Origin of the sequence: Streptomyces sp. NBC_01276 (genome assembly GCF_041435355.1) — a bacterium.
Taxonomy (GTDB): domain Bacteria; phylum Actinomycetota; class Actinomycetes; order Streptomycetales; family Streptomycetaceae; genus Streptomyces.
Map to the genome: position 1 here is coordinate 1977798 of NZ_CP108442.1, position 25994 is coordinate 2003791.

The 25994-nt window shown below is 73.3% G+C and carries 23 protein-coding genes and 1 riboswitch; of the genes, 10 read left to right on the forward strand and 13 right to left on the reverse strand.

Annotation, left to right across the window (positions count from 1 at the left end):
* Nucleotides 1–142: 142 nt before the first annotated feature.
* Both OG295_RS08260 and OG295_RS08265 read left to right on the forward strand, forming a co-directional pair.
* Complete coding sequence (locus OG295_RS08260) at nt 143–1399, forward strand: MFS transporter (protein ID WP_371676297.1); 1257 nt, start codon at nt 143–145, stop codon at nt 1397–1399.
* Nucleotides 1350–2678 carry a D-arabinono-1,4-lactone oxidase gene (locus OG295_RS08265; RefSeq protein ID WP_371676298.1) on the forward strand — a complete coding sequence of 443 codons (1329 nt, stop codon included), beginning with the start codon at nt 1350–1352 and terminating at the stop codon, nt 2676–2678. The genes OG295_RS08260 and OG295_RS08265 overlap by 50 nt, the downstream gene beginning before the upstream one ends.
* Before the next feature lie 20 nt (nt 2679–2698).
* Here the strand turns inward: OG295_RS08265 and OG295_RS08270 are convergent, their stop codons facing one another.
* Nucleotides 2699–3550: a hypothetical protein gene (locus OG295_RS08270; RefSeq protein ID WP_371676299.1), complete on the reverse strand. Its 852-nt coding sequence runs from the start codon at nt 3548–3550 to the stop codon at nt 2699–2701.
* A 532-nt stretch (nt 3551–4082) separates the two neighbouring features.
* Here OG295_RS08270 and sepH point away from each other — a divergent pair.
* Nucleotides 4083–5168 carry a septation protein SepH gene (sepH, locus tag OG295_RS08275; protein ID WP_371676300.1) on the forward strand — a complete coding sequence of 362 codons (1086 nt, stop codon included), beginning with the start codon at nt 4083–4085 and terminating at the stop codon, nt 5166–5168.
* A gap of 45 nt (nt 5169–5213) precedes the next feature.
* Here sepH and OG295_RS08280 read toward each other — a convergent pair whose 3' ends face one another.
* A complete protein-coding gene (locus tag OG295_RS08280; protein ID WP_371676301.1) occupies nt 5214–6047 on the reverse strand; it encodes a sulfurtransferase in 834 nt (277 codons plus the stop codon).
* A 175-nt stretch (nt 6048–6222) separates the two neighbouring features.
* Between OG295_RS08280 and OG295_RS08285 the strand changes: the two genes are divergently transcribed.
* Nucleotides 6223–7017, forward strand: a complete 795-nt coding sequence (locus tag OG295_RS08285) for a VOC family protein (protein WP_371676302.1) — start codon at nt 6223–6225, stop codon at nt 7015–7017.
* A gap of 130 nt (nt 7018–7147) precedes the next feature.
* On the opposite strand, the gene OG295_RS08290 is transcribed toward OG295_RS08285, so the two are convergent.
* The gene (locus OG295_RS08290) at nt 7148–7933 is read right to left on the reverse strand and encodes an SGNH/GDSL hydrolase family protein (RefSeq protein WP_371676303.1); all 786 of its coding nucleotides are present in this window, start codon (nt 7931–7933) and stop codon (nt 7148–7150) included.
* Nucleotides 7920–8489 (reverse strand): PadR family transcriptional regulator, encoded by a 570-nt coding sequence (locus OG295_RS08295; protein WP_371676304.1) that lies wholly within the window; start codon nt 8487–8489, stop codon nt 7920–7922. Before OG295_RS08295 ends, OG295_RS08290 begins: the two co-directional genes overlap by 14 nt.
* Nucleotides 8490–8604: 115 nt before the next feature.
* On the opposite strand from OG295_RS08295, the gene OG295_RS08300 reads away from it, so the two are divergent.
* From OG295_RS08300 to OG295_RS08315, 4 genes are all read left to right on the forward strand, one after another.
* Entirely contained in the window at nt 8605–9045 is a 441-nt protein-coding gene (locus OG295_RS08300) for a nuclear transport factor 2 family protein (protein ID WP_371676305.1), read from the forward strand.
* A 121-nt stretch (nt 9046–9166) separates the two neighbouring features.
* Nucleotides 9167–9583, forward strand: a complete 417-nt coding sequence (locus OG295_RS08305) for a hypothetical protein (protein WP_371676306.1) — start codon at nt 9167–9169, stop codon at nt 9581–9583.
* Nucleotides 9580–9933: a winged helix-turn-helix domain-containing protein gene (locus tag OG295_RS08310; RefSeq protein ID WP_371676307.1), complete on the forward strand. Its 354-nt coding sequence runs from the start codon at nt 9580–9582 to the stop codon at nt 9931–9933. The genes OG295_RS08305 and OG295_RS08310 overlap by 4 nt, the downstream gene beginning before the upstream one ends.
* A 215-nt stretch (nt 9934–10148) precedes the next feature.
* Nucleotides 10149–11399 (forward strand): serine hydrolase domain-containing protein, encoded by a 1251-nt coding sequence (locus tag OG295_RS08315; protein WP_371681133.1) that lies wholly within the window; start codon nt 10149–10151, stop codon nt 11397–11399.
* Between the two features lie 35 nt (nt 11400–11434).
* On the opposite strand, the gene OG295_RS08320 is transcribed toward OG295_RS08315, so the two are convergent.
* The 5 genes from OG295_RS08320 to OG295_RS08340 form a co-directional block, all read right to left on the reverse strand.
* The gene (locus OG295_RS08320) at nt 11435–12193 is read right to left on the reverse strand and encodes a hypothetical protein (protein ID WP_371676308.1); all 759 of its coding nucleotides are present in this window, start codon (nt 12191–12193) and stop codon (nt 11435–11437) included.
* Between the two features lie 77 nt (nt 12194–12270).
* Nucleotides 12271–12921: a thymidine kinase gene (locus tag OG295_RS08325; protein ID WP_371676309.1), complete on the reverse strand. Its 651-nt coding sequence runs from the start codon at nt 12919–12921 to the stop codon at nt 12271–12273.
* Nucleotides 12922–12980: 59 nt separating this feature from the next.
* Nucleotides 12981–14186, reverse strand: coding sequence for an alkaline phosphatase family protein (locus tag OG295_RS08330; RefSeq protein ID WP_371676310.1), 1206 nt, complete (start codon nt 14184–14186; stop codon nt 12981–12983).
* The gene (locus OG295_RS08335; protein ID WP_030235262.1) at nt 14186–14785 is read right to left on the reverse strand and encodes a DUF5998 family protein; all 600 of its coding nucleotides are present in this window, start codon (nt 14783–14785) and stop codon (nt 14186–14188) included. Before OG295_RS08335 ends, OG295_RS08330 begins: the two co-directional genes overlap by 1 nt.
* 47 nt (nt 14786–14832) lie before the next feature.
* Nucleotides 14833–17685, reverse strand: a complete 2853-nt coding sequence (locus tag OG295_RS08340) for a GNAT family N-acetyltransferase (protein WP_371676312.1) — start codon at nt 17683–17685, stop codon at nt 14833–14835.
* A gap of 210 nt (nt 17686–17895) precedes the next feature.
* Here OG295_RS08340 and OG295_RS08345 point away from each other — a divergent pair, with 210 nt between their 5' ends.
* Nucleotides 17896–18177 (forward strand): HPr family phosphocarrier protein, encoded by a 282-nt coding sequence (locus tag OG295_RS08345; protein ID WP_266842887.1) that lies wholly within the window; start codon nt 17896–17898, stop codon nt 18175–18177.
* Nucleotides 18178–18466: 289 nt separating this feature from the next.
* On the opposite strand, the gene OG295_RS08350 is transcribed toward OG295_RS08345, so the two are convergent.
* The 4 genes from OG295_RS08350 to OG295_RS08365 form a co-directional block, all read right to left on the reverse strand.
* Entirely contained in the window at nt 18467–19132 is a 666-nt protein-coding gene (locus OG295_RS08350) for a GntR family transcriptional regulator (RefSeq protein ID WP_371676314.1), read from the reverse strand.
* 197 nt (nt 19133–19329) lie between these two features.
* Nucleotides 19330–20130 carry a M23 family metallopeptidase gene (locus OG295_RS08355; RefSeq protein WP_371676315.1) on the reverse strand — a complete coding sequence of 267 codons (801 nt, stop codon included), beginning with the start codon at nt 20128–20130 and terminating at the stop codon, nt 19330–19332.
* A gap of 12 nt (nt 20131–20142) precedes the next feature.
* A riboswitch (cyclic di-AMP (ydaO/yuaA leader) is annotated at nt 20143–20301 on the reverse strand.
* A 228-nt stretch (nt 20302–20529) separates the two neighbouring features.
* The gene (locus OG295_RS08360) at nt 20530–21897 is read right to left on the reverse strand and encodes a M16 family metallopeptidase (protein WP_371681134.1); all 1368 of its coding nucleotides are present in this window, start codon (nt 21895–21897) and stop codon (nt 20530–20532) included.
* A 20-nt stretch (nt 21898–21917) separates the two neighbouring features.
* On the reverse strand, nt 21918–23261 hold the full coding sequence (locus OG295_RS08365) for a M16 family metallopeptidase (RefSeq protein ID WP_371681135.1): 1344 nt from the start codon (nt 23259–23261) through the stop codon (nt 21918–21920).
* A gap of 239 nt (nt 23262–23500) precedes the next feature.
* Here OG295_RS08365 and OG295_RS08370 point away from each other — a divergent pair, with 239 nt between their 5' ends.
* Entirely contained in the window at nt 23501–25957 is a 2457-nt protein-coding gene (locus tag OG295_RS08370) for a DNA topoisomerase (ATP-hydrolyzing) subunit A (protein WP_371676317.1), read from the forward strand.
* Nucleotides 25958–25994: the final 37 nt, after the last annotated feature.

The window sequence follows — 25994 nt, forward strand, 5'->3', positions numbered from 1 at the left end:
CGGTCCGCATCGCGGACGCGTCGCAGGTAAGGTGACCCTAAGTTCACTTGGCCGGACGGGACTCCCGCGTCCGGTCCCCGTGCGGGTCCCGTGACGGCGGCCGTAACCTGTATGGGCCGACGACGTCCCTTACGGAGACACCTTGCCCAGTCCCTATCGCGCGATCTTCGCGGCCCCCGGCACCAAGGGGTTCAGTGCCGCCGGCCTCATAGGCCGGCTGCCGATCTCCATGGTGGGCGTCGGCATCCTGACGATGATCTCCGAGATCACCGGGCGCTACGCGATGGCCAGCGCCCTGACCGGCACCCTGGCCCTCGCCGCCGCGGTGATCGGCCCCCAGGTCTCCCGGCTGGTCGACCAGTACGGACAGCGCCGGGTCCTGCGCCCCGCCACGCTGGTCTCCGTCGCCGCGGTCGCCGGACTGCTGCTGGCCGCCGCGAACGGCCTCCCCGACTGGACCCTCTTCGTCTTCGCCGCGATCGCGGGCTGCGTACCGAGCGTCGGCTCGATGGTCCGCGCCCGCTGGACCACGCTCTACCGGGACTCCCCCCGCGAGCTGCACACCGCGTACTCCTTCGAGTCCGTCGTCGACGAGGTCTGCTTCATCTTCGGCCCGATCCTCGCCATCGGACTCTCCACCACCTGGTTCCCCGAGGCCGGACCGCTGATCGCGGCCGTCTGCCTGCTCGTCGGCGTCTGGCTGCTCACCGCGCAGCGCTCCACCGAGCCCGCCCCGCACCCGCGCGGGGCGGAGGCGAAGCACACGTCGGCCCTGCGCTCCCCCGGTCTGCAGGTGCTGACGGCCACCTTCGTGGCCACCGGTGCGATCTTCGGCTCCATCGACGTGTCCACCCTGGCCTTCGCCGAGGAGCAGGGCCACAAGTCCGCCGCCAGCTTCATTCTGGCCATCTGGGCGGCCGGATCCTGCCTGGCCGGCATCGTCTTCGGGCTGCTCCATCTCAAGGGCCGGACAGAACGCAGGTGGGTACTGGGCATCTGTGCGATGGCCGTGAGTATGATCCCCCTCCTACTGGCCGGGAACCTTCCGTTTCTGGCCGTGGCGCTCTTCGTCTCGGGCCTCGCCATCGCTCCCACGATGATCACCACGATGGCCCTGATCGAAGCGCACGTACCACGCGCGAAGCTCACCGAGGGCATGACCTGGATCAGCACCGGCCTGGCGGTCGGGGTCGCGGTCGGCTCCTCCGTGACCGGCCTCGTCATCGACGCGGCCGGCGCCCAGCGCGGGTACGTCGTCTCGATCGCGGCGGGGACGGCCGCGGCGGCGGTGGCGTTCGCGGGTTACCGCCGGCTGACGAGGCCGGCGCAAGGGGAGGAGCCTTCCACCGATGGCGACGGGGACAACAGCGCAGAAGCACCGGCGGACCACGTGGCATAACTGGGCGGGCAACATCGCCGCCACGCCCGCGCGGGTGGTGAGCCCGGCCTCGGTCGGGGAGCTCCAGGAGGCGGTCCGCAGGGCCGCCGAGGAGGGGCTGCGGGTGAAGGCGGTCGGCACCGGCCATTCCTTCACCGCGGCGGCGGCGACCGACGGCGTGCTCGTACGGCCTCAGGCCCTGGCCGGGATCCTGTCCGTCGACCGGGCCGCCGGGACGGTCACGGTGGCGGCCGGCACAGTCCTCAAGGACCTCAACCTGGCCCTGGCCGCCCAGGGACTGTCGCTCACGAACATGGGCGACATCATGGAACAGACCGTGTCGGGCGCCACCAGCACCGGCACCCACGGCACCGGCCGCGACTCGGCCTCGATCGCCGCCCAGATCCGCGGCCTGGAGCTGGTCACCGCGGACGGCCGGGTCCTGGCCTGCTCGGAGAAGGAGAACCCGGAGGTCTTCGCCGCCGCCCGGCTCGGCATCGGCGCCCTGGGCATCGTCACCGCGATCACCTTCGCGGTCGAGCCGCTCTTCTTCCTGACCGCCCGTGAGGAGCCCATGGGCTTCGACCGGGTGACCGCCGAGTTCGACCAGCACGTCGCGGAGAACGAGCACTTCGAGTTCTACTGGTTCCCGCACACCGGCAACTGCAACACCAAGCGGAACAACCGCAGCCAGGGCCCGGCCGCCCCGCCCGGCGCCGTCAGCGCCTGGGTGGAGGACGAACTGCTCTCCAACGGCGTCTTCCAGGCCGTCAACTCGCTGGGCCGCGCCGTCCCGGCGGCCGTCCCCACGATCGCCCGGGTGGCCAGCCGCGCCCTGTCGGCGCGCACCTACACGGACATCCCGTACAAGGTGTTCACCAGCCCGCGCCGGGTGCGCTTCGTGGAGATGGAGTACGCCCTTCCGCGCGAGCGGCTGGTCGAGGCGCTGCGGGAGCTCAAGGCGATGGTCGACCGCTCCCCGCTGCGGATCAGCTTCCCCGTGGAGGTGCGCACGGCCCCTGCCGACGACATCACCCTGTCCACGGCCTCGGGCCGGGAGAGCGCGTACATCGCGGTGCACATGTACAAGGGCACCCCGTACCAGGCCTACTTCACGGCCGCGGAGCGCATCTTCACCGCGCACGGCGGACGGCCGCACTGGGGCAAGGTGCACACCCGGGACGCCGAGTACCTCGCCGGGGTCTACCCGCGCTTCGGGGAGTTCACCGCGCTGCGCGACCGGCTCGACCCGGACCGGGTGTTCGGCAACGACTACCTGCGGCGCGTGCTCGGCGAGTGAACCCCGGGGGGCGCCCCCGCTCAGGGGGTGCCCCCGCCCGGCCGCTCCGCGCCGTCGGCGCCCTGTCCGGTTCCGGAGTCCGTAACGCCTCCGGTGCCGGAGCCCGTTCCGGTGCCGGTGCCGGAGCCCGTTCCGGTGCCGCCGGTGCCGGGCGTCGGACCGGGCGGGGCGGCGGACTTCGAGGGCGTGACGGCCGGGGAGGCCGACGGGGCCGAGGGCGTCGCGGAGGGCGTCCCTCCCGGGCCGGGGCTCCGCCCGCCGGAACCGCGGGAGGCCGAGGGGTCCGGGGAGGGGCCGGACCCGGGGGTCTTCCCGTCCTTCCCCCCGCGCTCGTCGGCGCCGCCGCCGTCCCGCCCGTCCCCGGGCCGGTGGTCGGGGGCCTTGCGGGTGCCGCCCGACAGCAGGGTGGCGCCGTCGCTGCTGATCGAGGTGCCGGCGACGGCCTCGTAGGTCCCGAGGCCGCCGATGGCGAGGACGAACGCCGCCCCGGAGGCCACCGCCGTCCGCTTCCAGCCCCGTACGCGGGTGCCGTACACGGTGGCCTCGCCGAACTCCTCCGTGATGTCGCCGGGGCCGGGCGCCGGCCCGGCGGCGGAGGACTGCACCCGAGCGGCCCCGGCGCGGGCGCTCCCGCGCAGTTGGTCGCCGGTGCGCCGGAAGACGTGCTGGATGACCGGGCCGCCCGCGGTGGCGACCACGCTCACGACGCCGGCGCCCAGGATGGTCCCGTAGACGCCCATTTTCGAGGCGAGCAGGGCCGCCGCGACCGTCGCCAGGGAGGAGCCCGCGATCTGGGTGACGCTCAGATCGAGCTTCCGGCCTCCGGACTCCTCCGGTTCGGTTTCCCCTGCCGCCTTCTGACCCATCGCCATCCCGGGTGTGTCCTGCCTCTCGCGCTTCTCCTCTTCCAGCAGTTACTGACACCTGGGCGAAAGGGATAGTTCCGCTTCTGGGGATTCTGTGAAGCAAGACACCCCAAAACGGACCGGCTTGCAGGTGGGCCCCCTCGCGGACCCGATTTCGGGCAGCCCAACTCCCGCCACCCCGGACAACTTCGGCGGCGCGGCGGTCCACCCAGGTGGCCCGAATGGAGTACTGTGGCGAGCCCTGGGGCCGTCCTTCCTTACGGATGTCCGGACTCGGGAGAGGGGGCCGACAGATGGAGAAACGGCACTCAAGACCGGTGATGCCGCGGTATCGCACGGGCTCCTGCTGCGCACAGTAACCATTCGGTCACTGTGCGTGCCCAACAGGTAACCGTGCCATAACGTCGATCAAGGGCGCATGCCCGACACGCCGGTTTAACTCGGCAAGGTTGTGGCAGGCTGCACCCGGGCAGGCCACACTCGACTAGCGGAAGCAGCGACGCACGTGACGTCGGCAGGCACCACCCGGGAGGTCCCCATGCCCGAACTGCGTGTCGTGGCCGTCTCAAATGACGGCACACGACTGGTGCTCAAGGCTGCGGACAGCACGGAGTACACGCTTCCGATCGACGAGCGGCTGCGGGCTGCCGTGCGCAATGACCGCGCGCGCCTGAACCAGATCGAGATCGAGGTGGAGAGCCACCTCCGCCCCCGGGACATCCAGGCCCGCATACGGGCCGGTGCCTCCGCGGAGGAGGTCGCGCAGCTCGCCGGCATCCCGGTCGACCGGGTCCGCCGCTTCGAGGGCCCCGTCCTGGCCGAGCGCGCCTTCATGGCCGAGCGGGCCCGCAAGACCCCCGTGCGCCGCCCCGGCGAGAACACCGGGCCGCAGCTCGGCGAGGCCGTGCAGGAACGGCTCACCCTGCGGGGGGCCGACAAGGACTCCGTCCAGTGGGACTCCTGGCGCCGCGACGACGGCACCTGGGAAGTACTGCTGGTCTACCGGGTGGCCACCGAACCGCACTCCGCGAGCTGGACGTACGACCCGCCGCGCCGGCTGGTCGTGGCCGTGGACGACGAGGCGCGCTCCCTGATCGGCGAGGCGGACGACCTGCCCTCGACCCCGGAGCCGACCTTCCCCTTCGTGCCGAGGATCGCCCGGCTGCCGCGGGACCGGCCGCTGGACCGTACCCTCGACCGGCCGCTGGACCGCGCTCTCGACCGGCCCATGGACCGAGCCCTCGACCGGCAGCTCGAACGGGTCGAGGGGCGCGCCGCTCCCGTGCCCGTCCAGGAACCGGAGGAGGAGCGGGACACGCTGACCAGCCTGCTGGAAGCGGTCCCGAGTTTCCGGGGCGACCTGGTGGTCCCGGACCGCACCGACCGGGCCGAGGTCCCCGCCGAGGAGGCCGAGAGCGAGGAGCCCCCGGCCGCCGCGTCGGCCGGTGCCGGCACGGCGTACGCCGACGTGCTGATGCCCCGTACGGTCGCGGGCCACCGCGACCGGCTGACCGGAACGACGGACCGGCAGGCCGAGGCCGACGGGGTCCGCCCGGGGCGCCGCGCGGCGGTGCCCAGCTGGGACGAGATCGTCTTCGGCACCCGGCGCAAGAAGCAGGAGTAGCCGCCGGGCCGGCGCTCCGGGCGGGGCGCCGGCCCGGCGTGCCCGTCAGGGGTTCGGGCCCGTGGCCACCGGCCGCGCCGGGTCGGCGGACCAGTGCGACCAGCTGCCCGCGTAGAGGCCCGACTCGATTCCCGCCACCTCCAGGGCCAGCACCTCGTGCGCTCCGGACACCCCGGAGCCGCAGTACACGCCCACCTCGGCGCCCCCGGTGGCACCCAGCCCGGCGAACCGTGCGCGCAGCGCCTCGGCCGGCAGGAACAGGCCGTCCGGGCCGACGTTCTCCGTGGTCGGGGCCGACACGGCGCCCGGGATGTGGCCGCCGACCGGATCGATGGGCTCCACCTCACCGCGGTACCGCTCTCCGGCACGGGCGTCGAGCAGCAGTCCCGTGCGGGCGAGCGAGGCCGCCGCGTCGGCGTCCAGCAGCCCCCGAGCCCCTGGGTTTGGCTTGAAATCGCCCTCCACGGGAGTGGGCGTGTCGGCGGTTACCTCACCGGCCGCGGCCGTCCACGCGGCCAGGCCCCCGTCCAGGACGCGCACCTCGGGGTGACCCGTCCAGCCCAGCAGCCACCAGGCACGTGCGGCGGCCCAGCCCTGCCCGCCGTCGTACACGACCACCGGCACGTCCGAGCGGACCCCGGCCCGGCGCATCACGGCACCGAAGGCCTCCGGGTCCGGCAGCGGGTGACGGCCGCCCGACCCGGGCGGACCTGCCAGTTCGCGGTCGAGGTCGACGTACACCGCACCGGGCAGGTGCCCGGCCTCGTAGGCGGGGCGCTGGTCGGGGCCGCCCAGCTGCCAGCGGATGTCCAGGAGCACCGGCGGCCGGGAACCGGCCATCTCGCTCATCAGTTCGGAGGCCGAGAGAATCGCAGTCATGGGGTCATCCTCCTCCCCCGCCCGGCCCCGCGTAACAAGCCGGACATCGACGGGCAGCCGTGATTCGGTCACTCTGCTCCGGGCCGTCGCCACCCGGCCCGGTCGGGGCGCGCCGGGTCTCACGGAGTGGAAGCATCAGCGGGGAACAGGGACACGACGGCAGGAGACGGCTGACATGACGGCGGCAGCGGGGGTTTCGCAGCGCCCGCCCGGCACACCGTGCTGGGTGAGCCTGATGGTGCACGGACTCGGGAACACCGAGGACTTCTACGCGGACCTCTTCGGCTGGGAGTACGAGCCGGGCCCGAACCAGCTGGGCCCGTACGTACGGGCCCTCCTCGACGGACAGGAGGTGGCGGGCGTCGGGGAGATGCCGCCGGACCGACACCTTCCGGTGGCGTGGACCACGTACTTCGCCACCGACGACGCGGACGCCACCGCCGAGGCGATCCGCTCCTGCGGCGGGACGGTCGCGGTCGGACCGCTGGACGCCGGGGCGGCCGGCCGGATGGCGATCTGCTCCGACCCACTGGGCGCGATCTTCGGCATCTGGCAGGCCGGGGCCCATCCGGGCACGCGCCGGGCGGGGGTGCCCGGCGCCCCGGTGTGGAACGAGCTGGTCACCCAGGACACCTCGACGGTCGGCAAGTTCTACCAGCACGTCTTCGGCCACGAGGCGGAGGAACACCCCTCCTCGTCCACCGACTTCGACCACCTGACCCTGCTCCTGGGCGGCCGGCCGGTGGCCGCGGTGCACGGGGTCGGCCGGTCGCTGCCGCACGACCGGGGGCCGCACTGGATGACGTACTTCGAGGTGGCGGACACCGACACGGCCGCCGCCCGGGTGACCGAGCTGGGCGGACGGGTCGTCGCACCGCCCCGCGACGGCGTCCGCGGCCGGGTGGCCACGGTCGCGGATCCGGAGGGCGCGGTCTTCGCCCTCGTCCACACGGACGTCCCGGCGGCCTAGCCACCCGGGGCCGGGGCCCGGTCCGGGCGCCCGGGGGCAGTCCCCGGGGACTGCCCCCGGCGGCAGTTCCCGGGGCCGCCCGCCGAGGTCAGAGCGCACGGGTCAGGGCTCCCGGGCCAGGGCGCCGGAGTCAGGGCGCCGGGGCGTCGAGGGCACGGAGGTCGGGGCGTTTGGCGGTGCGGCCGTCGCCGGAGGACGCGCCGCGCAGGCGGCGGCCGAGCCACGGGCCGAGGAATCCGGCCATCCAGCCCAGTTCGGCCGCCACGCTCCGCACGGCACCCCGGGCCGGGCGGGGCGGCAGCGGGTGGGTCCAGGTGTCGCCGTATCCGGGCACGGCGAGGACTTCGGCCAGGGCGGCGGCGATCCGGGCGTGGCCGAGAGGGCTGGCGTGGAGCCGGTCCGTGCTCCACATCCGCGGGTCGTTGGCGGCCTCGGCCCGACCGGTTTCGGCCACGACGACCCCGTGCCGGGCGGCCGCGGCGCGGATGTGGGTGTTGATCGCGACGACGCGGGGGGCCAGGGGCCGGGCCATCGGCGCGATCCGTGCCACGTCGGGGAAGGTCACGGTCGCCACGCGGGCTCCGGCCGCCGTGAGCGCGGCGAACATCTCCTCCAGGTGCCCGGCCGTCGCGGCCGCGTCGAACCGGGGCCTGAGCAGGTCGTTCACCCCGGCGACGACGGTCACCACGTCGGGGCGCAGGGCGAGGGCGGGACCCAGCTGTTCGGCGTGGACCTGGGCGGCGAGCCGGCCGCGCACGCCCAGGTTGGCGTAGAGCAGGCCGGGGTGGGCGGTCGCGAGGTGCCCGGCGAGCCGGTCGGCGAAACCCCGCAGCCCGGTCGCGTCGTCCCCGTCCCCCAGCCCTTCGGTCTGGCTGTCGCCCAGGGCGACGTAGCGGATGGGTTCACCGTTCGGCACGGGCTCCCCGCCTCTCCTTGAGTACGGCCGCGATCCTCAGGCACCAGTCCCGGTGGCCCTGTTCGAAGGCCAGGCCGCGCAGGCAGGTCAGGTACCCGCCGATGCGCTCGCCCCGGAGCAGGTACTCCGCCTCGTCCACGGAGCCGCGCATGGTGCGCAGCATCGCGTCGAGGAGCTCGATCTTGGCCGTCGCGGCGGCGGCCCGCTCTTCAAGTTGCTCGATCACCGGTCCGGTGCCGATGCGGTCGGCGCTCTGCACCTTGACCAGCAGGTCGTCGCGGATGAAGGAGGGTTTCGGCGGTGCGTCGGCGAACCGCTCCAGCTCGGCCCGGCCCGCGTCGGTGACCCGGAACAGCCGCTTGTTGGGCCGGCTCTCCTGGACCACCTGCCGGCCCTCGACCAGTCCGTCCTGCTCCAGCCTGGCCAGTTCGGCGTAGAGCTGCTGGGGCAGGGCGTGCCAGAAGTTCGCGACGCCCACGTCGAAGGCCTTCGCCAGCTGGTACCCGCTGTACTCGCCGTCGAGCAGCGCTGCCAGCACCGCATGCTTCAAGGCCATCCCACCGGCCCCCTTCCCTTTGGTCGTCCGCCCCGGCATCATACTCAAAAAACTGACTAGTCACATTCTTGAGTAGCTGCCACATTCCCGTGTGTTCCGAGCACCTGGAGGGGTCATGGAGACCGCCGAACGCTTCCGCGCCGCCGTGGAGAAGCGCGATCTCAGCGCGCTGGACGACCTGTTCACCGAGGACGTCCGGCTGTACAGCCCGGTGAAGTTCACCCCCTTCGAGGGCAGGCCGATGGTGCTGGGCCTGTTCGGCGTGCTGCTGCGCGTCTTCGGGGACCTCCGCTACCTGGGCCGGCTGGACGGCGCGGCCGAGACGAGCGCCGACGGCGAGGAGGCGCCGTCGGTGGTCCTGCCGTTCCGCGCCGTGGTCGACGGGAAGCAGATCCACGGCATCGACCTGCTGCAGTTCGACGCGGCGGGCCGGATCAAGGAGTTCACGGTGATGGTCCGCCCCCAGTCGGCCGTCCACGCCCTGGGGCAGGCGGTCCTCGCGGGACTCGTGGCCGACGGCCTCGCTCCCGACCCGACCGCCACTGCGGACGCCTGACGGACCGCCACGCGCGGACGACTCCTTCCATGCCGATCCGGCATCTACTTGCTAATGTGGCAAGTAGATGCCGGGCCGGCATATTTCGGGGAGGCCCGGGAACGAGCGGGAGGACTCCGTCATGGGGGAACAGGCCGACGCCATCGCGTCGTTGCGGGGCATCGCGCGGATCGAAGGCCGCACACGCGGGAAGAGCGGCTGGTACGCCGCCTACCTGTGGGCCTTCGCCGGGTGGCAACTCTTCCTCGTTCCGGTCGTGTTGCTGTGGCACGGGCGGACCGGCACCCTCGTCGGCACGGTGGGCAACGCCGCGGTCGTCGTGGGCCTTTCCCTGTTCGCCACGCGGCAGCCCGTGGTCCCGCGCGGCCACGGCGCCCGCCACCTCAGGGTGGTCGGCGCCTGGGCGCTCGCCTACGCCACGAGCCTGCTGCTCGGTTACTCCGTCTTCCGCGACGCCACCGCCTTCGCGGCCGTGGCCGCCCTGGCGTGCGCCCTGCCCGCCGCCGCGGCGGCCCGGCGGGAGGCGCGCTCCGCATGACGTACCCGACCCCGGCGGGCGGGGAGCGGGTTCCGCACCCGCGCCACGCGCTCGCCCCGCTGCTGGCCTCGGCCGTACGCCTGTCGGTCGTCGCCGCTCTCGCCCCGGCGCAGAAGGCCGAGTTCGGCTGGGTACGGGACCTGGTGGAGATCACCGACTCCGCGCTGTCGAAGCAGGTCTCGCGGCTGGAGGACGCGGGCTGGGTGACGGTGGAGAAGGGGCAGGTCGGCCGGCGGCCGCGGACCTGGCTGTCCCTGACGGAGGAGGGCTTGGCCCGCTACCGGCGCCACCTCGCCGCCCTCGCGGCCATCGCGGGCACGGACCCCGGCGGCGGCGCCGCCCTGGACTGACCGCGGGGATGCGGGGGGCAGGGGCGGAGGGGGATGCCCGGGAGGGACCGCGGTACCGGACGGGGCTCTGGACCGTACCCGGGTCCTCCTGCCCGCGGGCGACGCCCCGGGGCAGGGCCTCTTCCTAGGCTCCGGTCAGGCGGACACGGCGGATCAGCGCGATGCGCGACCCCGTGTCCGCGGCCCCCGCCCCGCCGCGCACCAAGGAGTTCCCCATGACCCACCACCCCTCCCCCCGCCCGCTCCGGACCGCCCACGGCCCGGCGCCGTCCGGCCGGCGGCGGGGAGTCACCGCGGTGGCCGCCGCGGCGGCGGCCCTTGCCGTGGCCGGCATGCTGCCCGCATCCGCGTCCGCGTCCCCGGCCCCGTCCCCGTCCCCGGCTGCCGCGACGTCCACGGCGGAGGCCCGGCACTCCCCCGATGGCCTGCGCAAGGCGCTGGAGCGGGTGGTGGCCGAGGACCGGCTGCCCGGCGCCCTGGCGTCCACCCTCGACCGGGAGGGGCGCACCCGTGCCCACACGGCCGGGGTCGGGGACCTGCGGACCGGGGCGAAGGTGCCGGCCGACGGTCAGGTGCGGGTGGGCAGCAACACCAAGACCTTCACCGCCACGGTCGTCCTGCAACTCGTCGGCGAAGGCAGGGTGGAGCTCGACGCACCCGTCGACCGGTACCTGCCGAACCTTCTGCGGGGCGACGGCATCGACGGCCGCGCCATCACGGTGCGCCAGCTGCTCCAGCACACGAGCGGTCTGCCCAACTACACCGACCAGTTGGTGGAAGCCGTGTTCGGGAAGGGCCGTCACACCTACTACCAGCCCCGCGAACTGATCGATCTGGCGCTGGCCAAAAAGGCGCGCTTCGCCCCCGGGGCCGGCTGGGAGTACAGCAACACCAACTACGTCGTCGCCGGGCTGCTCATCGAGAAGGTCACCGGCCGGCCGTTCGCCGAGCAGGTCACGCAGCGGGTCATCGACCGCATCGGACTGCGCCACACCTACTTCCCGGCGGTGGGCGAGGAGCGCATCCGCGAGGCCCACCCCCGGGGCTACCAGGTGCCGAAGCCCGGGGCGCCCCTGGAGGACATCACGGAGCTCGACCCCTCCTGGGGCTGGTCCGCCGGGCAGCTGGTGTCCACTCCCGGCGACCTGAACCGCTTCTTCTCCGCCCTGATCGGCGGCAAGCTCCTGGAGCCCGCCCAGCTGGCCCAGATGCGGACCACCGTCAAGGTCGACGGTCCCGGCTGGCAGCCGGGCACCCGGTACGGACTCGGCCTGACGAGCTCGCCGCTGAGCTGCGGGGGCCTCAAGTGGGGGCACGGCGGGAACGTCCCCGGCTACCACTCCTTCCCCGGGGCCACCGACGACGGCCGCGCCGCCACCATCGCGGTCACCCTCAACAGGCCTTCCGCGCCCGATTCCTTCGACCGCGCCGACGCCCTGCTCGACACGGCGCTGTGCGCGCGGTGACGCGCGGCCGGCGGCATGCGGCCGGCAGGCCGCGGTCAACGGGCGGGTACCCGCGTTGACCGCAGCCCGCCGTCCGGTCCTACGTGCCACGTCGTGCCGCGCATGCGCTGAGCCGCCCGCTCCAGGTCGGCCTGCCGCTGCGCGGGGTCGGGCCCGGCCGGGTCCGTGAGACGGAATCCGTGGAGCCGGAGCCCGTCCGGATCGATGTCGTCGGGCGCCGGCCGGCCTTCCAGGACGAACCCGAAGAACGCGCGGAGCGCCCCTTCGCCCAGTTCGAGCGGGTGGAAGGGCAGCGGATACGGCGCCCCGCCCTCCCCGCCCGGGTCCGGCTCCACCGGGTGGTCACCCGACCAGTACGGACCCTCGAAGGGAAACGGCTCGCCGATGTCCTCGATGACCCCGCTGTCAGGCGACAGGCTCAGCGAGCGGACCAGCCGGCCGGCCTCCCAGACCGCGAAGGCCAGCCCGTCGACCACGCTGTGCATCGCGTGCAGGACCATCCTGCGTCCGTCACCCGCCGCGATCAGGTGCCCGGGCAACCGCGACGGACGTTCGATCATCAGGCGCCGGTCGCAGAGGACGTCGATTCCCGGGAAGCTCGCGGCGTAGGTGAGTCCGGGAGCCGGGTACGTGCCCTCGGTCAGGGTCTCGCCGTCCGCGGCCTCCATGTCCCAGCCCGGATGCAGCCGCCCGACGAGCTCGGTCGTCTCCGCGAGGCCGGCCGTGGTCACCTGCCGCAGGGCGGCCGGGATGTCCCCGTCCCCGTACACCAGCAGACCCGTCTTGGCTCCCATGAGCCCCTCCCAGCCTAGAATCCGTCTGGGCGGACGTTAGCCGCAGCCGCTGACAATGCGGGTGGGGCCGGGGTCGGTCAGGCGGGGTTGACCGGGAGGACGTCCGGGGAGAGGGCGCCCGCGCGGGCCGCGGACGAGGTCATGCGGCGGCGGTGGTGGCGGCGGCAGAGGACCTCGTAGCCGATCTCCTCCGCCGGACGGTTCACGTCGCCGACCACCACCTGGGCGCCCTCGACCACCATCTCCCCGCCCACCGTACGGGCGTTGTGCGTGGCGCGGGCCCCGCACCAGCACAGGGCCTCCACCTGGAGCTGTTCCAGGCGGTCGGCCAGCTCGATCAGCCGCTGCGAGCCCGGGAACAGCTTCGTGCGGAAGTCCGTCGTGATGCCGAAGGCGAAGACGTCCAGGCCGAGGTCGTCGACGATGCGGGCGAGCTGGTCGATCTGCTCGGGCGCCAGGAACTGCGCCTCGTCCACGATCACGTAGTCGGCCTTGCCGCCCTTGGAGATCTGCGCGACCAGATACGCGTACAGGTCCATGCCCTCCGGCGCCTCGACCGCCTCCGTCACCAGGCCCAGGCGGGAGGACAGCTTGCCCTCGCCCGCCCGGTCGTCACGGGTGAAGATCACGCCCTGCAGACCCCGCGCATCGCGGTTGTGGGCGATCTGGAGCGCCAGAGTGCTCTTTCCGCAGTCCATCGTTCCGGAGAAGAACACCAGCTCGGGCATGGGAAGTACGGGACCTTTCGGGTCTGGGAGGGGAAAGCGGAGGGGAGGGGAGGGCCGGCTCAGGTGCGGACTTCGAGCAGCGGGACCAGCTGTTCGGCCGCTGTCATGGAGCCGTGCATGCCGGCGAGGGCCGACTCGTTGGGCTCCTTGCGGGACGCGGTGATCGCGACGTCGGCCTGGGCCGCGGCGATCACGTCGCCGATCCGTCCGAGCACCCGCTCGTCGCACTCCCCCGGCGCCCCGAACCAGCCCCGGTCCAGGGCCTCTTCGCGGCTCGCGACCCAGAAGCGGTCGCCGAGCACCTCGCGCCACACGGTCAGGACGTCGGCCTCGGCACCCGGTACCGCGTAGACGTGCCGGGCCCGGCCCTCACCGCCGAGCAGGGCCACGCCCGCGCCGAGCTCCCAGTCCTCGTCGAAGTCGATCCGGGAGTCCTCGTCGAAGGGGACGTCCACCATGCCGTGGTCGGCGGTCACGTACAGGGCGGTGCGCGGCGGCAGCTGCTCCGCGAGCCGCTGTACGAGCCGGTCGACGTACATGAGCTGGCCGCGCCAGGCGTCCGAGTCCACGCCGTGCCGGTGGCCGGCCCCGTCGAGCTCGCTGTAGTACGTGTACACGAGCGAGCGTTCCCCGGCGGCGAGCTGGATCGCCGCGAGGTCCATCCGCTCCTCGCCGGTCATCCGGCCGTGGAAGGTGCCGCCGCTGAGGGCGATCTGGGTGAGCGGGGTGCTCTTGAAGTTCGGGGCGGACACCTGGGCGGTGTGCACCCCCGCCGCGTCGGCGAGCTGGAACACCGTCGGGTACGGCTGCCAGGGCTTGGGCTGCGTCCACGGCTGCCAGCGGAGCTGGTTCATCAGCTCGCCGGAGGCCGGGTTGCGCACGGCGTAGCCGGGCAGGCCGTGCCGGGCGGGGGGCAGGCCGGTGCCGACGGAGGCCAGCGAGGTGGCGGTGGTCGCCGGGAAGCCGGCGGTGATCGGACGGCCGGTGCCGCCGCGCGAGCTCGCGAGGAGGGAGGTGAGGAAGGGGGCGTACTCCGGGTGGGCCTTGATCTGCTCCCAGCCCATGCCGTCGACCAGGAACACGCAGTTCCGGTCGGCCGGGGCCAGCTCGGTGATCCCCGCGGCGAGACCGGGCACGCCCTGGCCGGCCGCCAGGGTCGGCAGCAGGTCGGCGAGCGAGCCGGTCCCGTAGTGCGGGACCGGGGCGCCGGCGAGGTCGAGGATTTCCGGGTCGTCCTGCCAGTTCGGCGGCGCGGAGTACGACATCAGCGGGCGGGGGTGGCGGTCGCCGCCGTGGCTTCCGAGAGCGCCTGGGCGAAGACGAGCGTCTGGCGGACCGTCTCGGGGCCGTCGCCCGCCTCGCTGACCCGCAGGCTGAGGTCGTCGGCCGTGGAGTTGCCGGTGTAGCCGTGGTCGGAGTCGCAGTTCGGGTCGCCGCAGGCGGCGGGCTCCAGGTCGATGCGCGAGACCGCGCCCCAGCCGATGGTCAGCACGACCTCGCGCGGCAGCTGGCCCGGGGTGTAGGACTCCGGGTTGGCCACGACGCGGCTGAGGACCACGGAGGAGATGCTGGACAGCTTGACCGACTCGGTGGAGGTCGTCGCGTACGGGGACGGGGACCCGGCGTCGGCGGCCTGCTCGTCGGTGTGGCTGACGATGAAGCGGTTGCCGGTCAGGACCAGCACGGTGACGTGCCGGCGCACCTCGTTGGAGTCGAAGGTGGTCTCCTGGTGGACCAGGTACGACGAGATCGGCTCGCCGCCGACGGCGGCCTCCACCGCCTCGGCCACGAGGGCCGGGTAGTAGCCGCTGCGCTCGATCGCCGCGCGGAGCAGCCCCTGGGTCGTCGTACCGGATTTCGCCATGAGGTCCATCCTAAGGCCCGTACGGCGTCCCCCTACCTGCCCGGCGCTCAGTAGCTGGGCAGGGTGCGCGGGCCGAGGTCGGTCCGGGCGGGCGGGTGGGCCACGCGGACGGTGGCACTGAGCACGGAGAGGCCTTCCGCGGCGACGACGACCGGCTCCAGGGCGACCCCGGTCACCTCGGGGTGGTCGTCGACGAGCCGGGACAGGCGCAGCAGCAGTTCCTCCAGGGCGGGGGTGTCCACGGGGTCGCTGCCGCGCCAGCCGAAGAGGAGCGGAGCGGTGCGGATGGAGCGGATCAGGGCGGCCACGTCGCGGTCGGTGGCGGGTACCAGGCCGTGCGCGGTGTCGCCGAGGAGCTCGGAGGCGACCCCGGCGAGCCCGAAGGAGAGGACGGTGCCGGCCGCGGGGTCGACGACGGCGCGGACGACGGTGTCCACTCCGCGCGGGGCCATCGCCTGGACGACGGGGAGCAGCTCGCCGGGCTTGCCGAGGGCCTCGGTGAGCTCCTCGTAGGAGCGCCGCAGCTCGGTCTCGGTGGTCAGGTCGAGACGTACGCCTCCCAGGTCCGCGCGGTGGCGCAGGTGCGGGGCGGTGGTCTTGAGGGCCACCGGGTAGCCGAGGATCCGGGCCGCGCGGACGGCGGCGTCGGGGCTCGGGGCGGGCAGGACCGGCCTGACGGGGATCCCGTAGCGGCCGAGCAGGTCGCGGGCGTCGGTCTCGTCCAGGGTCAGGACGGTTCCCCCGGGGACGCCGGCCAGCAGGGTGGCGAGGCGGGCGGCGGCGCCGCTCTCGTCGATGTCCTCGTACTCGGGAACCTGTCCGGCCTCGGCGTTGGCCCGGCGCCACTCGGCGTACCGGACGGCTTCGGCGACGGCCTTCACGGCCCGCTCCGCGGCGGGGTAGGCCGGGATCCGGCGGGCGGCTTCCGCGGTGGGCTCCGGGGCGGGCGCGGCGGCCTGCGCCCGCCCCGGGGCGGTGGCGGCCGGGGTGGCGAGCGGGGCGGGGGCCGAGGCGGTCGTCGGGTCCGGCTCGGCGGGAGCGGGCGGGGCGGGGGGCGCGGCCCGGACGGCGGACAGGGCCGCGACCAGCTCGGCCAGTTCCACGTGCACCACCGCCACGGGCTTGCCGGGCACCTCGGCCGCGGCCTGCCGCAGCGCCTCCGCGAGGTCGTCGGCGAGCGCGCGCTCGCTCACCCACGGGATGGCGTTGACGACGACGGTGTCGCAGTCGTCCGAGGCCAGGGCGGCGGACAGGGCGGCGCGGAAGTCGGCCGGGGAGGCGGCGGTGGTCAGGTCGAGCGGGGCCAGCGGGCGCAGCCCCTCGGTCAGGCAGGCGTCGTACGTGAGCACGCCGAGGGACTCGGAGTTGCCGAGGATCGCCACGCGGGGGCCCGCCGGAAGAGGCTGTCCGGCCAGCAGCAGGCCGACGTCCACGAGCTCGGTGACGGTGTCGACGCGGATGACGCCGGCCTGCCGGAGCAGGTCGGAGACGGTGGTGTCGGGGAGCCGGGTGCCGGGGACGAGGTGTCCGGCGGGGGTGTGCCGGCCTCCGCGGGCGACGACCACCGGCTTGACGGCGGCCGTGCGGCGGGCGAGGCGGGTGAACTTGCGCGGGTTCCCCAGGGTCTCCAGGTACATGAGGGCCACATCGGTGGCCTCGTCGTCGTACCAGTACTGGAGGATGTCGTTGCCGGAGACGTCCGCCCGGTTCCCGGCGGAGACGAAGGACGACAGGCCCTCGCCGCGCCGCAGCAGGCCGGACAGCAGGGCGATCCCGATGGCTCCGGACTGGGTGAACAGGCCGATCCGTCCGCGGGCGGTGGCGGGGGCCGGGGCCAGGGAGGCGTTGAGTTCCACGGCGGGGGCGGTGTTGATCACCCCGAAGGCGTTGGGTCCGATCAGGCGCATCCCGTAGGAGCGGACCTGGCGCACCAGTTCTCGCTGGCGGGCCAGTCCGTCCGGACCGCTCTCCCCGTACCCGGCCGACAGCACCACCAGTCCCTGTACGCCGTGCTCCCCGCAGGCGGCCACCGCGTCGGGGACCCGCTCCGCGGGGACGGCGATCACGGCGAGGTCGACGGGGGCGTTGATGTCGGAGACGGTGCGGTAGGCCCGCACGCCGTCCAGCAGGTCCCCCTCCATGCCGGGGGCGCGGGCCTCGTTGACGGCGTAGAGGTGTCCGTGGAAGCCGCCGTCGCGCAGGTTGCGCAGGGCGGCGGAGCCCACGCCGGATCCGGAGCGGCTGACGCCGACCACCGCGACGGAGCCGGGGGCCAGCAGGCGCTGGACGGAACGGGCCTCGGCCCGCTGCTCGCGGGCCCGCTGGACGGCGAGGGACTCGGCGGTGGGTTCGAGGTCGAGGGTGAGGTGGACGGAACCGTCCTCGAAGCTGCGCTTCTGCTGGTAGCCGACGTCCGTGAAAACCTTGATCATCTTGGTGTTGGCGGGCAGCACCTCGGCGGCGAACCGGCGGATGCCGCGTTCGCGGGCCACGGCGCCGATGTGCTCCAGCAGGGCAGAGGCCACCCCGCGGCCCTGGTGGGCGTCCTGCACGAGGAAGGCCACCTCGGCCTCGTCGGCGGGCGCGGAGGCGGGACGGCCGTCGGGGCCGATGCGGTCGTAGCGGACGGTGGCGATGAACTCCCCGCCGATGGTCGCGGCGAGGCCGACGCGGTCGACGTAGTCGTGGTGCGTGAAGCGGTGCACGTCGCGGTCGGAGAGGCGGGGGTGGGGGGCGAAGAACCGGTAGTACTTCGACTCGTCCGAGACCTGCTCGTAGAAGCTGACCAGCCGGCCCGCGTCCTCGGTGGTGATGGGGCGGATCCGGGCGGTGCCGCCGTCGCGCAGCACGACGTCCGCTTCCCAGTGGGCCGGGTACGAGGGGTCCGACGCGGTGGTCATGGGGCCACCCTAAGGGGCGATGCGCCCCGGTGGACGGGCGTGCCCGACGGGTGGGACCGCATGCGCGCGGCGAATCCGACGCACCAGGACGAACCAGTGCAAGCTGGGGAGGGTCGAACGGCGGTGGATCCGGGCCGAAAGTCGGTCCGAGCAGTCCGGGCGTCGTGAGAGACTGGTCTAGACAACCGTAAGAACCTGAAGGGCATCACCATGGCAGAGCGCCGCGTCAACGTCGGCTGGGCCGAGGGCCTGCACGCTCGTCCCGCCTCGATCTTCGTCCGCGCGACGACCGCTTCCGGCGTCCCGGTGACCATCGCGAAGGCGGGCGGCGACCCCGTCAACGCCGCTTCCATGCTGGCGGTCCTGGGCCTGGGCGCCCAGGGCGGCGAGGAGATCGTGCTCGCTTCCGAGGCCGACGGCGCGGAGGCCGCCCTGGACCGCCTCGCGAAGCTGGTCGCCGAGGGCCTCGAGGAGCTCCCGGAGACCGTCTGACCCTTCGGGTCCGGTGCCCGTGAAGCCGCAGTCCCCCCACCCCGGGGACTGCGGCTTCGCTGTTTCCCGTCCCGTCCCGGGCCGGCCGCACGCATCCGATCACACGCGTCCGATCGCCGGAATTCCGGCCGCAGGAATTCGGCCGGCAGAAATTCGGCCACAGGAATTCGACAGGGCGCGGCGGAGGAATTTCCGGACAGCGCGACGGCCGGCGGAATTGCGCACGGCGGGAAGAGCGGGCGCACCGAATTCGCCCGCCCGGCATACCCTTTTGTATACGGGGCGTTTGTTAATGCCGGCCGCTCGCCGTGTGTACGGCAGGTTGCGAAGTCCTCACCCGCGGCCGGTGCGCCGCGGCCGCCCGTTCCGCGTGCAGCGCCGTGAGGGCCGCGGCCCGCTCCGCGTCCCCGCGCGCCACCGCGTCGACGATCGCCCCGTGCTCCGCCCAGGAGTCCACGGGCCGCGCCGGGGGCTCCACCACGTACATCCAGGCGATCTTGTGCCGGGTCTGGGTCAGCAGGGCGATCAGCCCGGGGCTCCCGGAGGCCTGGGCCAGGGTTTCGTGGAACCAGCCCCCCAGGGCCCGCAGGTCCTCCCCCTGCGCCTTGCGGGCCCGCTCCCGGCCCAGCCTGACCAGCCCGCGCAGGACCTTCAGGTGGGCCTCGGTGCGCCGGCGGGCGGCCCGTGAGGCGGCCAGCGGCTCCAGCAGCATCCGCAGCTCCAGGAGATCGGCGGCCTCCTGGGCGGTCGGCTCGGCCACGCAGGCGCCGGCGTGGCGCCGGGTGGTGACGAAGCCCTCGGACTCCAGGGTGCGCAGCGCCTCGCGGACGGGGACCCGGGAGACGCCGTAGCGGCGGGCGAGCACTTCCTCGGTCAGCCGGCCCCCCGGCCCGAAGAAACCGGAGACGATGTCGTCGCGGATCGCTGTGCATACCGCGTGCGCAGGAATACGCAAGGCCGGACCTCCGCTGGATTCACCGCCGGCGCCGTCGCCGGATTCTTGGCCGTGCTGCGACTCTATTGCAGCACACGATAATTTCCGATGACGGCCCGATATCCGAAACATTTCACTGCGGCGGGGGACGCGAAGAAGGCCCCGGCTCGGAGAGCCGGGGCCTTCTTCGTACTGCGCAGGTGCGCGGTGCGTGCGGGTCAGATGCCGACGCCGTGCTGGCGCAGGTACGCCAGCGGGTTGATGTCCGTGCCGTACGTGGCGCCGGTGCGGGCCTCGAAGTGCAGGTGCGGGCCGCTGGAGTTGCCCGTGGAGCCCGACAGGCCGATCTGCTGGCCCGCGGTGACGCTCTCGCCGACGGAGACGTTCAGCGAGAGCAGGTGCCCGTACTGGGTGTACGTACCGTCGTTGTGCTTGATGACGATGTTGTTGCCGTACGCGCCGCCCCAGCCCGCCTCGACGATGGTGCCCGCGCCCACGGCGTGGACCGAGGTGCCCTCGTCCGCGTGGAAGTCGATGCCCGTGTGGCTGCCGGAGGACCACATGCCGCCACCCGCGCCGTACTGGGTGCTGACGTAGGAGCCGTCGACGGGAGCCACGAAGGTGTTGAGGCGCTTGCGGGCCTCCTCGCGGGCGGCGCGCTCGGCGGCCTCGCGCTCGGACTTCTCCTTGGCCTCGGCGGCCCGCTTGGCCTCGGAGGCGCGCTGCTTGGCCTCGGCCTCGGCCTGCGCCTGGGCGGCGACGGCCTCGGCGGCGACCTGCTGGGACTCGGCCTGGACCTCGATGTCGTCCTGGAGGCCGTCGGCGACGACGACCGCGTTCTGGCCGGTGTCCTCGACGGAAGGCGCGCTGTTGTCCGCGGCGAAGGCCGGGGCTGCGACGGCGGCGACCACACCCGTGGTGGCGAGGGCGGCTATGCCGGCGTAGCCGGCGGTCTTGCGGCTCAGACGGCTGGAACCACGGTGCTTGCCGGGAGCGGCGGTACGACTGCCAAACGCCATGAAGGGGCTGGTCCTTTCCTTCCCTCTCGCCTACCGGGTTAGCTGACGGGTTCGGAGCAGGAAGGTCTCCTACGGGCCCCTCTTGCGAGGTGGCCCGATTCACCCCAGGGACACATGTGGGTCCCCGGCTCCCCAGGCTCGCGCCTGACGGGGACTCGGCGATCGCTGTCCGGTGCCGCGAGTGCGGCGCGCACAACTGACGGACAGCAAGGGCGACGCTAGGCGGATCATCAGTCGATCGCCAAACAGACGAGCGCTTTTGTTGCGTACGCCACACCGCATAACCGCAACCATGGCTGAAAGCGGACAAAAAGGGGTCCCGGCGGTGACACCGCCGGGACCCCTGTCACACCCCGGTGCCGGAGCGGCCCCGAAGCCCGAACACCGACGCCACGGACGTCAGTTGGTGACGACGGTGACCTCGCCGATGCCGAGCGCCCGCACGGGCTCCTCGATCTGCGCGGCGTCACCCACCAGGACCGTGACGAGCCGGTCCACCGGGAAGGCGCTCACGACCGCCGAAGTGGCCTCCGCCGTACCGGTTTCGGCCAGCCGGGCGTACAACCGCGCCTGGTAGTCGTCCGGCAGCTCCTGCTCCACCTGGTCGGCGAGGGTGCCCGCGACGGACGCCGCCGTCTCGAACTTCAGCGGGGCCACGCCCACCAGGTTCTGCACGGCCACGTCGCGTTCGGCGTCGGTCAGGCCCTCCGCGGCGAGCGTGCGCAGCACCTTCCAGAGGTCCTCCAGCGCCGGGCCGGTGTTGGGGGTGTCCACGGACCCGCTGATGGCGAGCATCGAGGCGCCCTTGCCGTCGGCGGTGGAGCGCAGCACCTGGCCGAAGGCGCGCACCCCGTAGGTGTAGCCCTTCTCCTCGCGCAGCACCTTGTCCAGGCGGGAGGTGAGGGTGCCGCCGAGGCAGTACGTGCCGAGCACCTGGGGCGCCCAGACGATGTCGTGCCGGTCGGGACCGATCCGGCCGATCAGCAGCTGCGTCTGGACCGCTCCGGGCCGGTCCACGATGACCACGCGGCCGGTGTCGTCGGCCGTCACGGGCGGAACCGGCAGCGGTTCGGCGGAGTTCCCCGTCCAGGTGCCCAGGGTGTCGGCCAGCACGGCGTCCAGATCGATGCCGGTCAGGTCGCCGACGACCACCGCGGTGGCGGTGGCGGGGCGCACGTGGGCCTCGTAGAAGGCGCGTACGGCCGCGGAGTCGATCCGCGCGACGGTCTCCTCGGTGCCCTGGCGGGGGCGGGACATGCGCAGCGTGGCCGGAAAGAGCTCCTTGGAGAGCTGCTTGGCGGCACGGCGCTGCGGGTTGGCCAGCTCGTGCGGGATCTCGTCGAGCCGGTTGCGCACCAGGCGGTCGACCTCGTTGTCGGCGAAGGCGGGCGCGCGCAGCGCCTCGGCGAGCAGGCCGAGGGCCTTGTGCAGGCGGGAGGCGGGCACCTCCAGCGAGACCCGCAGGCCGGGGTGGTCGGCGTGCGCGTCGAGCGTGGCGCCGCAGCGCTCCAGCTCGGCGGCGAACTCCTCCGCGGTGTGCTTGTCGGTGCCCTCCGACAGGGCGCGGGCCATGATGGTGGCCACCCCGTCGAGGCCCTGGGGCTCGGCGTCCAGCGGGGCGGCGAGGTTGACCTCGACCGCGACGACCTGCTGGCCCGGGCGGTGGCAGCGCAGCAGGGTCAGGCCGTTGGCGAGGGTGCCGCGCACGGGGGCCGGGAAGGCCCAGGGCTTGGCCTCGCCGGCCTGCGGGCGCGGGTGGAAGGTCATCGTGACGGCTGCGGTGTCGCTCACTGCTCCGCCCCCTCGTTCTCGTTCTCGTCGGACTCGTCGGAACCGGGCAGCGGCTCGTAGACCAGCACCGCGCGGTTGTCGGGGCGCAGCCGGGCCGCGGCCACGGCCTGCACCTCCTCGGCGGTGATGTCCAGGACCCGCCGGACGGCGGTCAGCGCCAGCTGCGGGTCGCCGAACAGCACCGCGAAGCGGCACAGTTCGTCGGCCCGGCCGGCCACCGTGCTCAGCCGGTCCAGCCACTCCCGCTCCAGCTGTGCCTGGGCACGCTCCATCTCCTCGGCCGTGGGGCCCTCCGCGGCGAACCGCGCGAGCTCCTCGTCGACGGCCGCCTCGATGGCGGGCACCTCGACGCCGCTGGAGGTCTTGACGTCGAGCCAGCCCAGTGAGGGCGCGCCGGCCAGGCGCAGCAGGCCGAAACCGGCCGCCACGGCGCTCTGGTCACGGCGGACCAGGCGGTTGTGCAGGCGGGAGGACTCGCCGCCGCCCAGTACGGTCAGCGCCACGTCGGCGGCGTCGCACTCACGGGTGCCGTCGTGCGGCAGCCGGTAGGCGGCCATCAGCGCGCGGGCCGGGACCTCCTCGACGATCTCCTCACGGAGCTGCCCGCCCATGACCTCGGGGAGCGAGCCGTCGCGCGGCGGCTGCTTGCCGTCGTGCGCCGGGATGGTGCCGAAGTACTTCTCGACCCACGCGAGCGTCGTCTCGGGGTCGATGTCGCCCACGACCGACAGGACGGCGTTGTTGGGCGCGTAGTACGTACGGAAGAAGTTGCGCGCGTCCTCCAGGGACGCGGCGTCCAGGTCGGCCATCGAGCCGATCGGGGTGTGGTGGTACGGGTGGCCCTCGGGGTAGGCGAGGGCGGTCAGCTTCTCGAAGGCGGTGCCGTACGGCACGTTGTCGTAGCGCTGGCGGCGTTCGTTCTTGACGACGTCGCGCTGGTTCTCCATGGACTCCTCGTCCAGGGCGGCCAGCAGCGAACCCATGCGGTCCGCCTCCAGCCACAGGGCGAGCTCCAGCTGGTGGGCCGGCATCGTCTCGAAGTAGTTGGTGCGCTCGAAGCTGGTGGTGCCGTTCAGGGAGCCGCCGGCGCCCTGGACCAGCTCGAAGTGCCCGTTGCCCGCCACGCTCGCCGAGCCCTGGAACATCAGGTGCTCGAAGAGGTGAGCCAGACCGGTCCGGCCCTTGACTTCGTGGCGCGAGCCGACGTCGTACCAGAGGCAGACGGCGGCGACCGGGGTGAGGTGGTCCTCGGACAGCACCACGCGCAGGCCGTTGGCCAGCCGGTGCTCGGTCGCTGTCAGGCCGCCGGAGCCGGCCTGAGCTGTGGCCGTGTGACCCATGGGCATGTGGTCCCTTCGATCGCGATGCAGAGATTTCTGTCAGACCTGCCACTGTATGCAAGCGCGTCGGCCACCGGAGAAGTTCCCGGGTCCCGCCCCCGGACTCCGTCCGGGGTGTCCCCGGGGTCGGAGTCGGCGTTGTCGGTGCCTCGGGCCACAATGGTCCGCGTCGACACCCGCCCGGACGGACCCGTCCGGCACCCGTACACCCCGAACCTTGGTTAAGGAGCCGCGCAGCGATGGCCCGCCGCAGCACGAAGACCCCGCCGCCGGAGGACTTCGAGGAGAAGATCCTCGACATCGACGTCGTCGATGAGATGCAGGGCTCCTTCCTTGAGTACGCGTACTCCGTGATCTACTCCCGGGCCCTGCCCGACGCCCGGGACGGCATGAAGCCGGTGCACCGGCGCATCGTCTACCAGATGAACGAGATGGGCCTGCGCCCCGACCGCGGGTACGTGAAGTGCGCCCGTGTCGTCGGCGAGGTCATGGGCAAGCTGCACCCGCACGGTGACGCCTCGATCTACGACGCCCTCGTGCGCATGGCCCAGCCCTTCTCGATGCGGCTGCCGCTGGTCGACGGCCACGGCAACTTCGGCTCGCTCGGCAACGACGACCCGCCGGCCGCGATGCGTTACACCGAGTGCAAGATGGCCGACGCGACGTCGCTGATGACGGAGTCGATCGACGAGGACACCGTCGACTTCACCGCCAACTACGACGGCCAGGAGCGCGAGCCCGTCGCCCTCCCCGCCGCCTACCCGAACCTGCTGGTCAACGGCGCCTCCGGGATCGCCGTCGGCATGGCCACCAACATGGCCCCGCACAACCTGGGCGAGGTCATCGCGGCCGCCCGCCACCTGATCCGCTACCCGGAGGCCGACCTGGAGGCGCTGATGCGCTTCGTTCCGGGCCCCGACCTGCCCACGGGCGGACGGATCGTGGGTCTGTCCGGGATCAAGGACGCCTACGAGAACGGTCGCGGCACGTTCAAGATCCGCGCCACCGTGGCCGTGGAGGACGTGACCCCGCGCCGCAAGGGCCTGGTCGTCACCGAACTGCCCTTCACGGTCGGCCCCGAGAAGGTCATCGCGAAGATCAAGGACCTGGTCGGCTCGAAGAAGCTCCAGGGCATCGCCGACGTCAAGGACCTCACCGACCGCTCGCACGGCCTGCGCCTGGTCATCGAGATCAAGAACGGCTTCCACCCGGAGGCCGTACTGGAGCAGCTGTACAAGCTGACGCCGATGGAGGAGTCCTTCGGCATCAACAACGTCGCCCTGGTCGACGGTCAGCCGCTGACGCTGGGCCTCAAGGAGCTGCTGGAGGTCTACCTCGACCACCGCTTCGAGGTCGTGCGGCGCCGCAGCGAGTTCCGCCGCGGCAAGCGGCGCGACCGCCTGCACCTGGTCGAGGGCCTGCTGGTGGCCCTGGTCGACATCGACGAGGTCATCCGGATCATCCGGGACAGCGACAACTCCGCGCAGGCCAAGGAGCGCCTGATGGAGCGCTTCTCCCTGAGCGAGATCCAGACCCAGTACATCCTCGACACCCCGCTGCGCCGCCTCACCCGCTTCGACCGGATCGAGCTGGAGTCCGAGCGCGACCGGCTGACGGGCGAGATCGACGAACTGACCGGGATCCTCGACTCGGACAGCGAGCTGCGCAAGCTGGTCTCCAGCGAACTCGCCGCCGTCGCGAAGAAGTTCGGAACCGAGCGCCGCACCGTGCTGCTGGAGTCGGCGGGCACTGCGGTCGCCGCGGTCCCGCTGGAGGTCGCCGACGACCCCTGCCGGGTGCTGCTGTCGTCCACCGGTCTGCTGGCCCGTACCGCCAACGCCGACCCGCTGCCCGAGGAGGAGGGCGGCTCCCGCGCCAAGCACGACCTGATCGTCTCGCAGGTGGCCGCCACCGCGCGGGCCGACGTGGGCGTGGTGACCTCCTACGGGCGCCTGCTGCGGCTGTCGGTGATCGACCTGCCGCAGCTCCCGGACACCCACGCCGCGCCGAACCTGGCGGGCGGCGCCCCGGTCGCGGAGTTCGTCTCCGGGCTGGAGGCCGACGAGACGGTGATCTGCCTGACCTCGCTGGACGAGTCCTCGCAGGGCCTGGCCCTGGGCACCGAGCAGGGCGTGGTCAAGCGGGTCGTGCCGGACTACCCGGCCAACAAGGACGAGCTGGAGGTCATCACCCTCAAGGACGGCGACCGGATCGTCGGCGCGGTCGAACTGCGCACCGGCGAGGAGGACCTGGTCTTCATCACCGACGACGCCCAGCTGCTGCGCTACCCGGCGGGTCAGGTGCGCCCGCAGGGCCGCCCGGCGGGCGGTATGGCGGGCATCAAGCTCTCCGAGAACGCCAAGGTGATCCACTTCTCGGCGGTGGACCCGGCGCGGGACGCCGTGGTGTTCAGCGTGGCGGGCTCGCACGGCACCCTGGACGACTCGGTGCGCTCCGGCAAGCTCACCCCGTTCGACCAGTACCCGCGCAAGGGGCGCGCCACGGGTGGTGTGCGCTGCCAGCGGTTCCTGAAGGGCGAGGACCTGCTGGTGCTGGCCTGGGCGGGCAACGCCCCGGTCCGCGCCGCCTCGGCGAACGGCACTCCGGCCGCGCTGCCGGCGGTGGACCCGCGTCGCGACGGCTCGGGCGCCGCGCTGCCGGCCGACGTCCAGGCACTGGCGGGCGGCGCGCTGTAGCGGAAGGTGCGGGGCGGGCGGTCCGTGCGGATCCCGG

What these genes read in the sequence shown, in the direction of transcription:
- OG295_RS08315 (WP_371681133.1), top strand. Translation starts at nt 10,149, where the DNA reads ATGACCCACCACCCCTCCCCCCGCCCGCTCCGGACCGCCCACGGCCCG.
- OG295_RS08345 (WP_266842887.1), top strand. Translation starts at nt 17,896, where the DNA reads ATGGCAGAGCGCCGCGTCAACGTCGGCTGGGCCGAGGGCCTGCACGCT.
- OG295_RS08365 (WP_371681135.1), bottom strand. Translation starts at nt 23,261, where the DNA reads ATGGGTCACACGGCCACAGCTCAGGCCGGCTCCGGCGGCCTGACAGCG.
- OG295_RS08300 (WP_371676305.1), top strand. Translation starts at nt 8,605, where the DNA reads ATGGAGACCGCCGAACGCTTCCGCGCCGCCGTGGAGAAGCGCGATCTC.
- OG295_RS08335 (WP_030235262.1), bottom strand. Translation starts at nt 14,785, where the DNA reads ATGGCGAAATCCGGTACGACGACCCAGGGGCTGCTCCGCGCGGCGATC.
- OG295_RS08320 (WP_371676308.1), bottom strand. Translation starts at nt 12,193, where the DNA reads ATGGGAGCCAAGACGGGTCTGCTGGTGTACGGGGACGGGGACATCCCG.
- sepH (WP_371676300.1), top strand. Translation starts at nt 4,083, where the DNA reads ATGCCCGAACTGCGTGTCGTGGCCGTCTCAAATGACGGCACACGACTG.
- OG295_RS08330 (WP_371676310.1), bottom strand. Translation starts at nt 14,186, where the DNA reads ATGTCGTACTCCGCGCCGCCGAACTGGCAGGACGACCCGGAAATCCTC.
- OG295_RS08360 (WP_371681134.1), bottom strand. Translation starts at nt 21,897, where the DNA reads ATGACCTTCCACCCGCGCCCGCAGGCCGGCGAGGCCAAGCCCTGGGCC.
- OG295_RS08295 (WP_371676304.1), bottom strand. Translation starts at nt 8,489, where the DNA reads ATGGCCTTGAAGCATGCGGTGCTGGCAGCGCTGCTCGACGGCGAGTAC.
- OG295_RS08310 (WP_371676307.1), top strand. Translation starts at nt 9,580, where the DNA reads ATGACGTACCCGACCCCGGCGGGCGGGGAGCGGGTTCCGCACCCGCGC.
- OG295_RS08285 (WP_371676302.1), top strand. Translation starts at nt 6,223, where the DNA reads ATGACGGCGGCAGCGGGGGTTTCGCAGCGCCCGCCCGGCACACCGTGC.
- OG295_RS08325 (WP_371676309.1), bottom strand. Translation starts at nt 12,921, where the DNA reads ATGCCCGAGCTGGTGTTCTTCTCCGGAACGATGGACTGCGGAAAGAGC.
- OG295_RS08305 (WP_371676306.1), top strand. Translation starts at nt 9,167, where the DNA reads ATGGGGGAACAGGCCGACGCCATCGCGTCGTTGCGGGGCATCGCGCGG.
- OG295_RS08280 (WP_371676301.1), bottom strand. Translation starts at nt 6,047, where the DNA reads ATGACTGCGATTCTCTCGGCCTCCGAACTGATGAGCGAGATGGCCGGT.
- OG295_RS08265 (WP_371676298.1), top strand. Translation starts at nt 1,350, where the DNA reads ATGGCGACGGGGACAACAGCGCAGAAGCACCGGCGGACCACGTGGCAT.
- OG295_RS08355 (WP_371676315.1), bottom strand. Translation starts at nt 20,130, where the DNA reads ATGGCGTTTGGCAGTCGTACCGCCGCTCCCGGCAAGCACCGTGGTTCC.
- OG295_RS08340 (WP_371676312.1), bottom strand. Translation starts at nt 17,685, where the DNA reads ATGACCACCGCGTCGGACCCCTCGTACCCGGCCCACTGGGAAGCGGAC.
- OG295_RS08270 (WP_371676299.1), bottom strand. Translation starts at nt 3,550, where the DNA reads ATGGCGATGGGTCAGAAGGCGGCAGGGGAAACCGAACCGGAGGAGTCC.
- OG295_RS08370 (WP_371676317.1), top strand. Translation starts at nt 23,501, where the DNA reads ATGGCCCGCCGCAGCACGAAGACCCCGCCGCCGGAGGACTTCGAGGAG.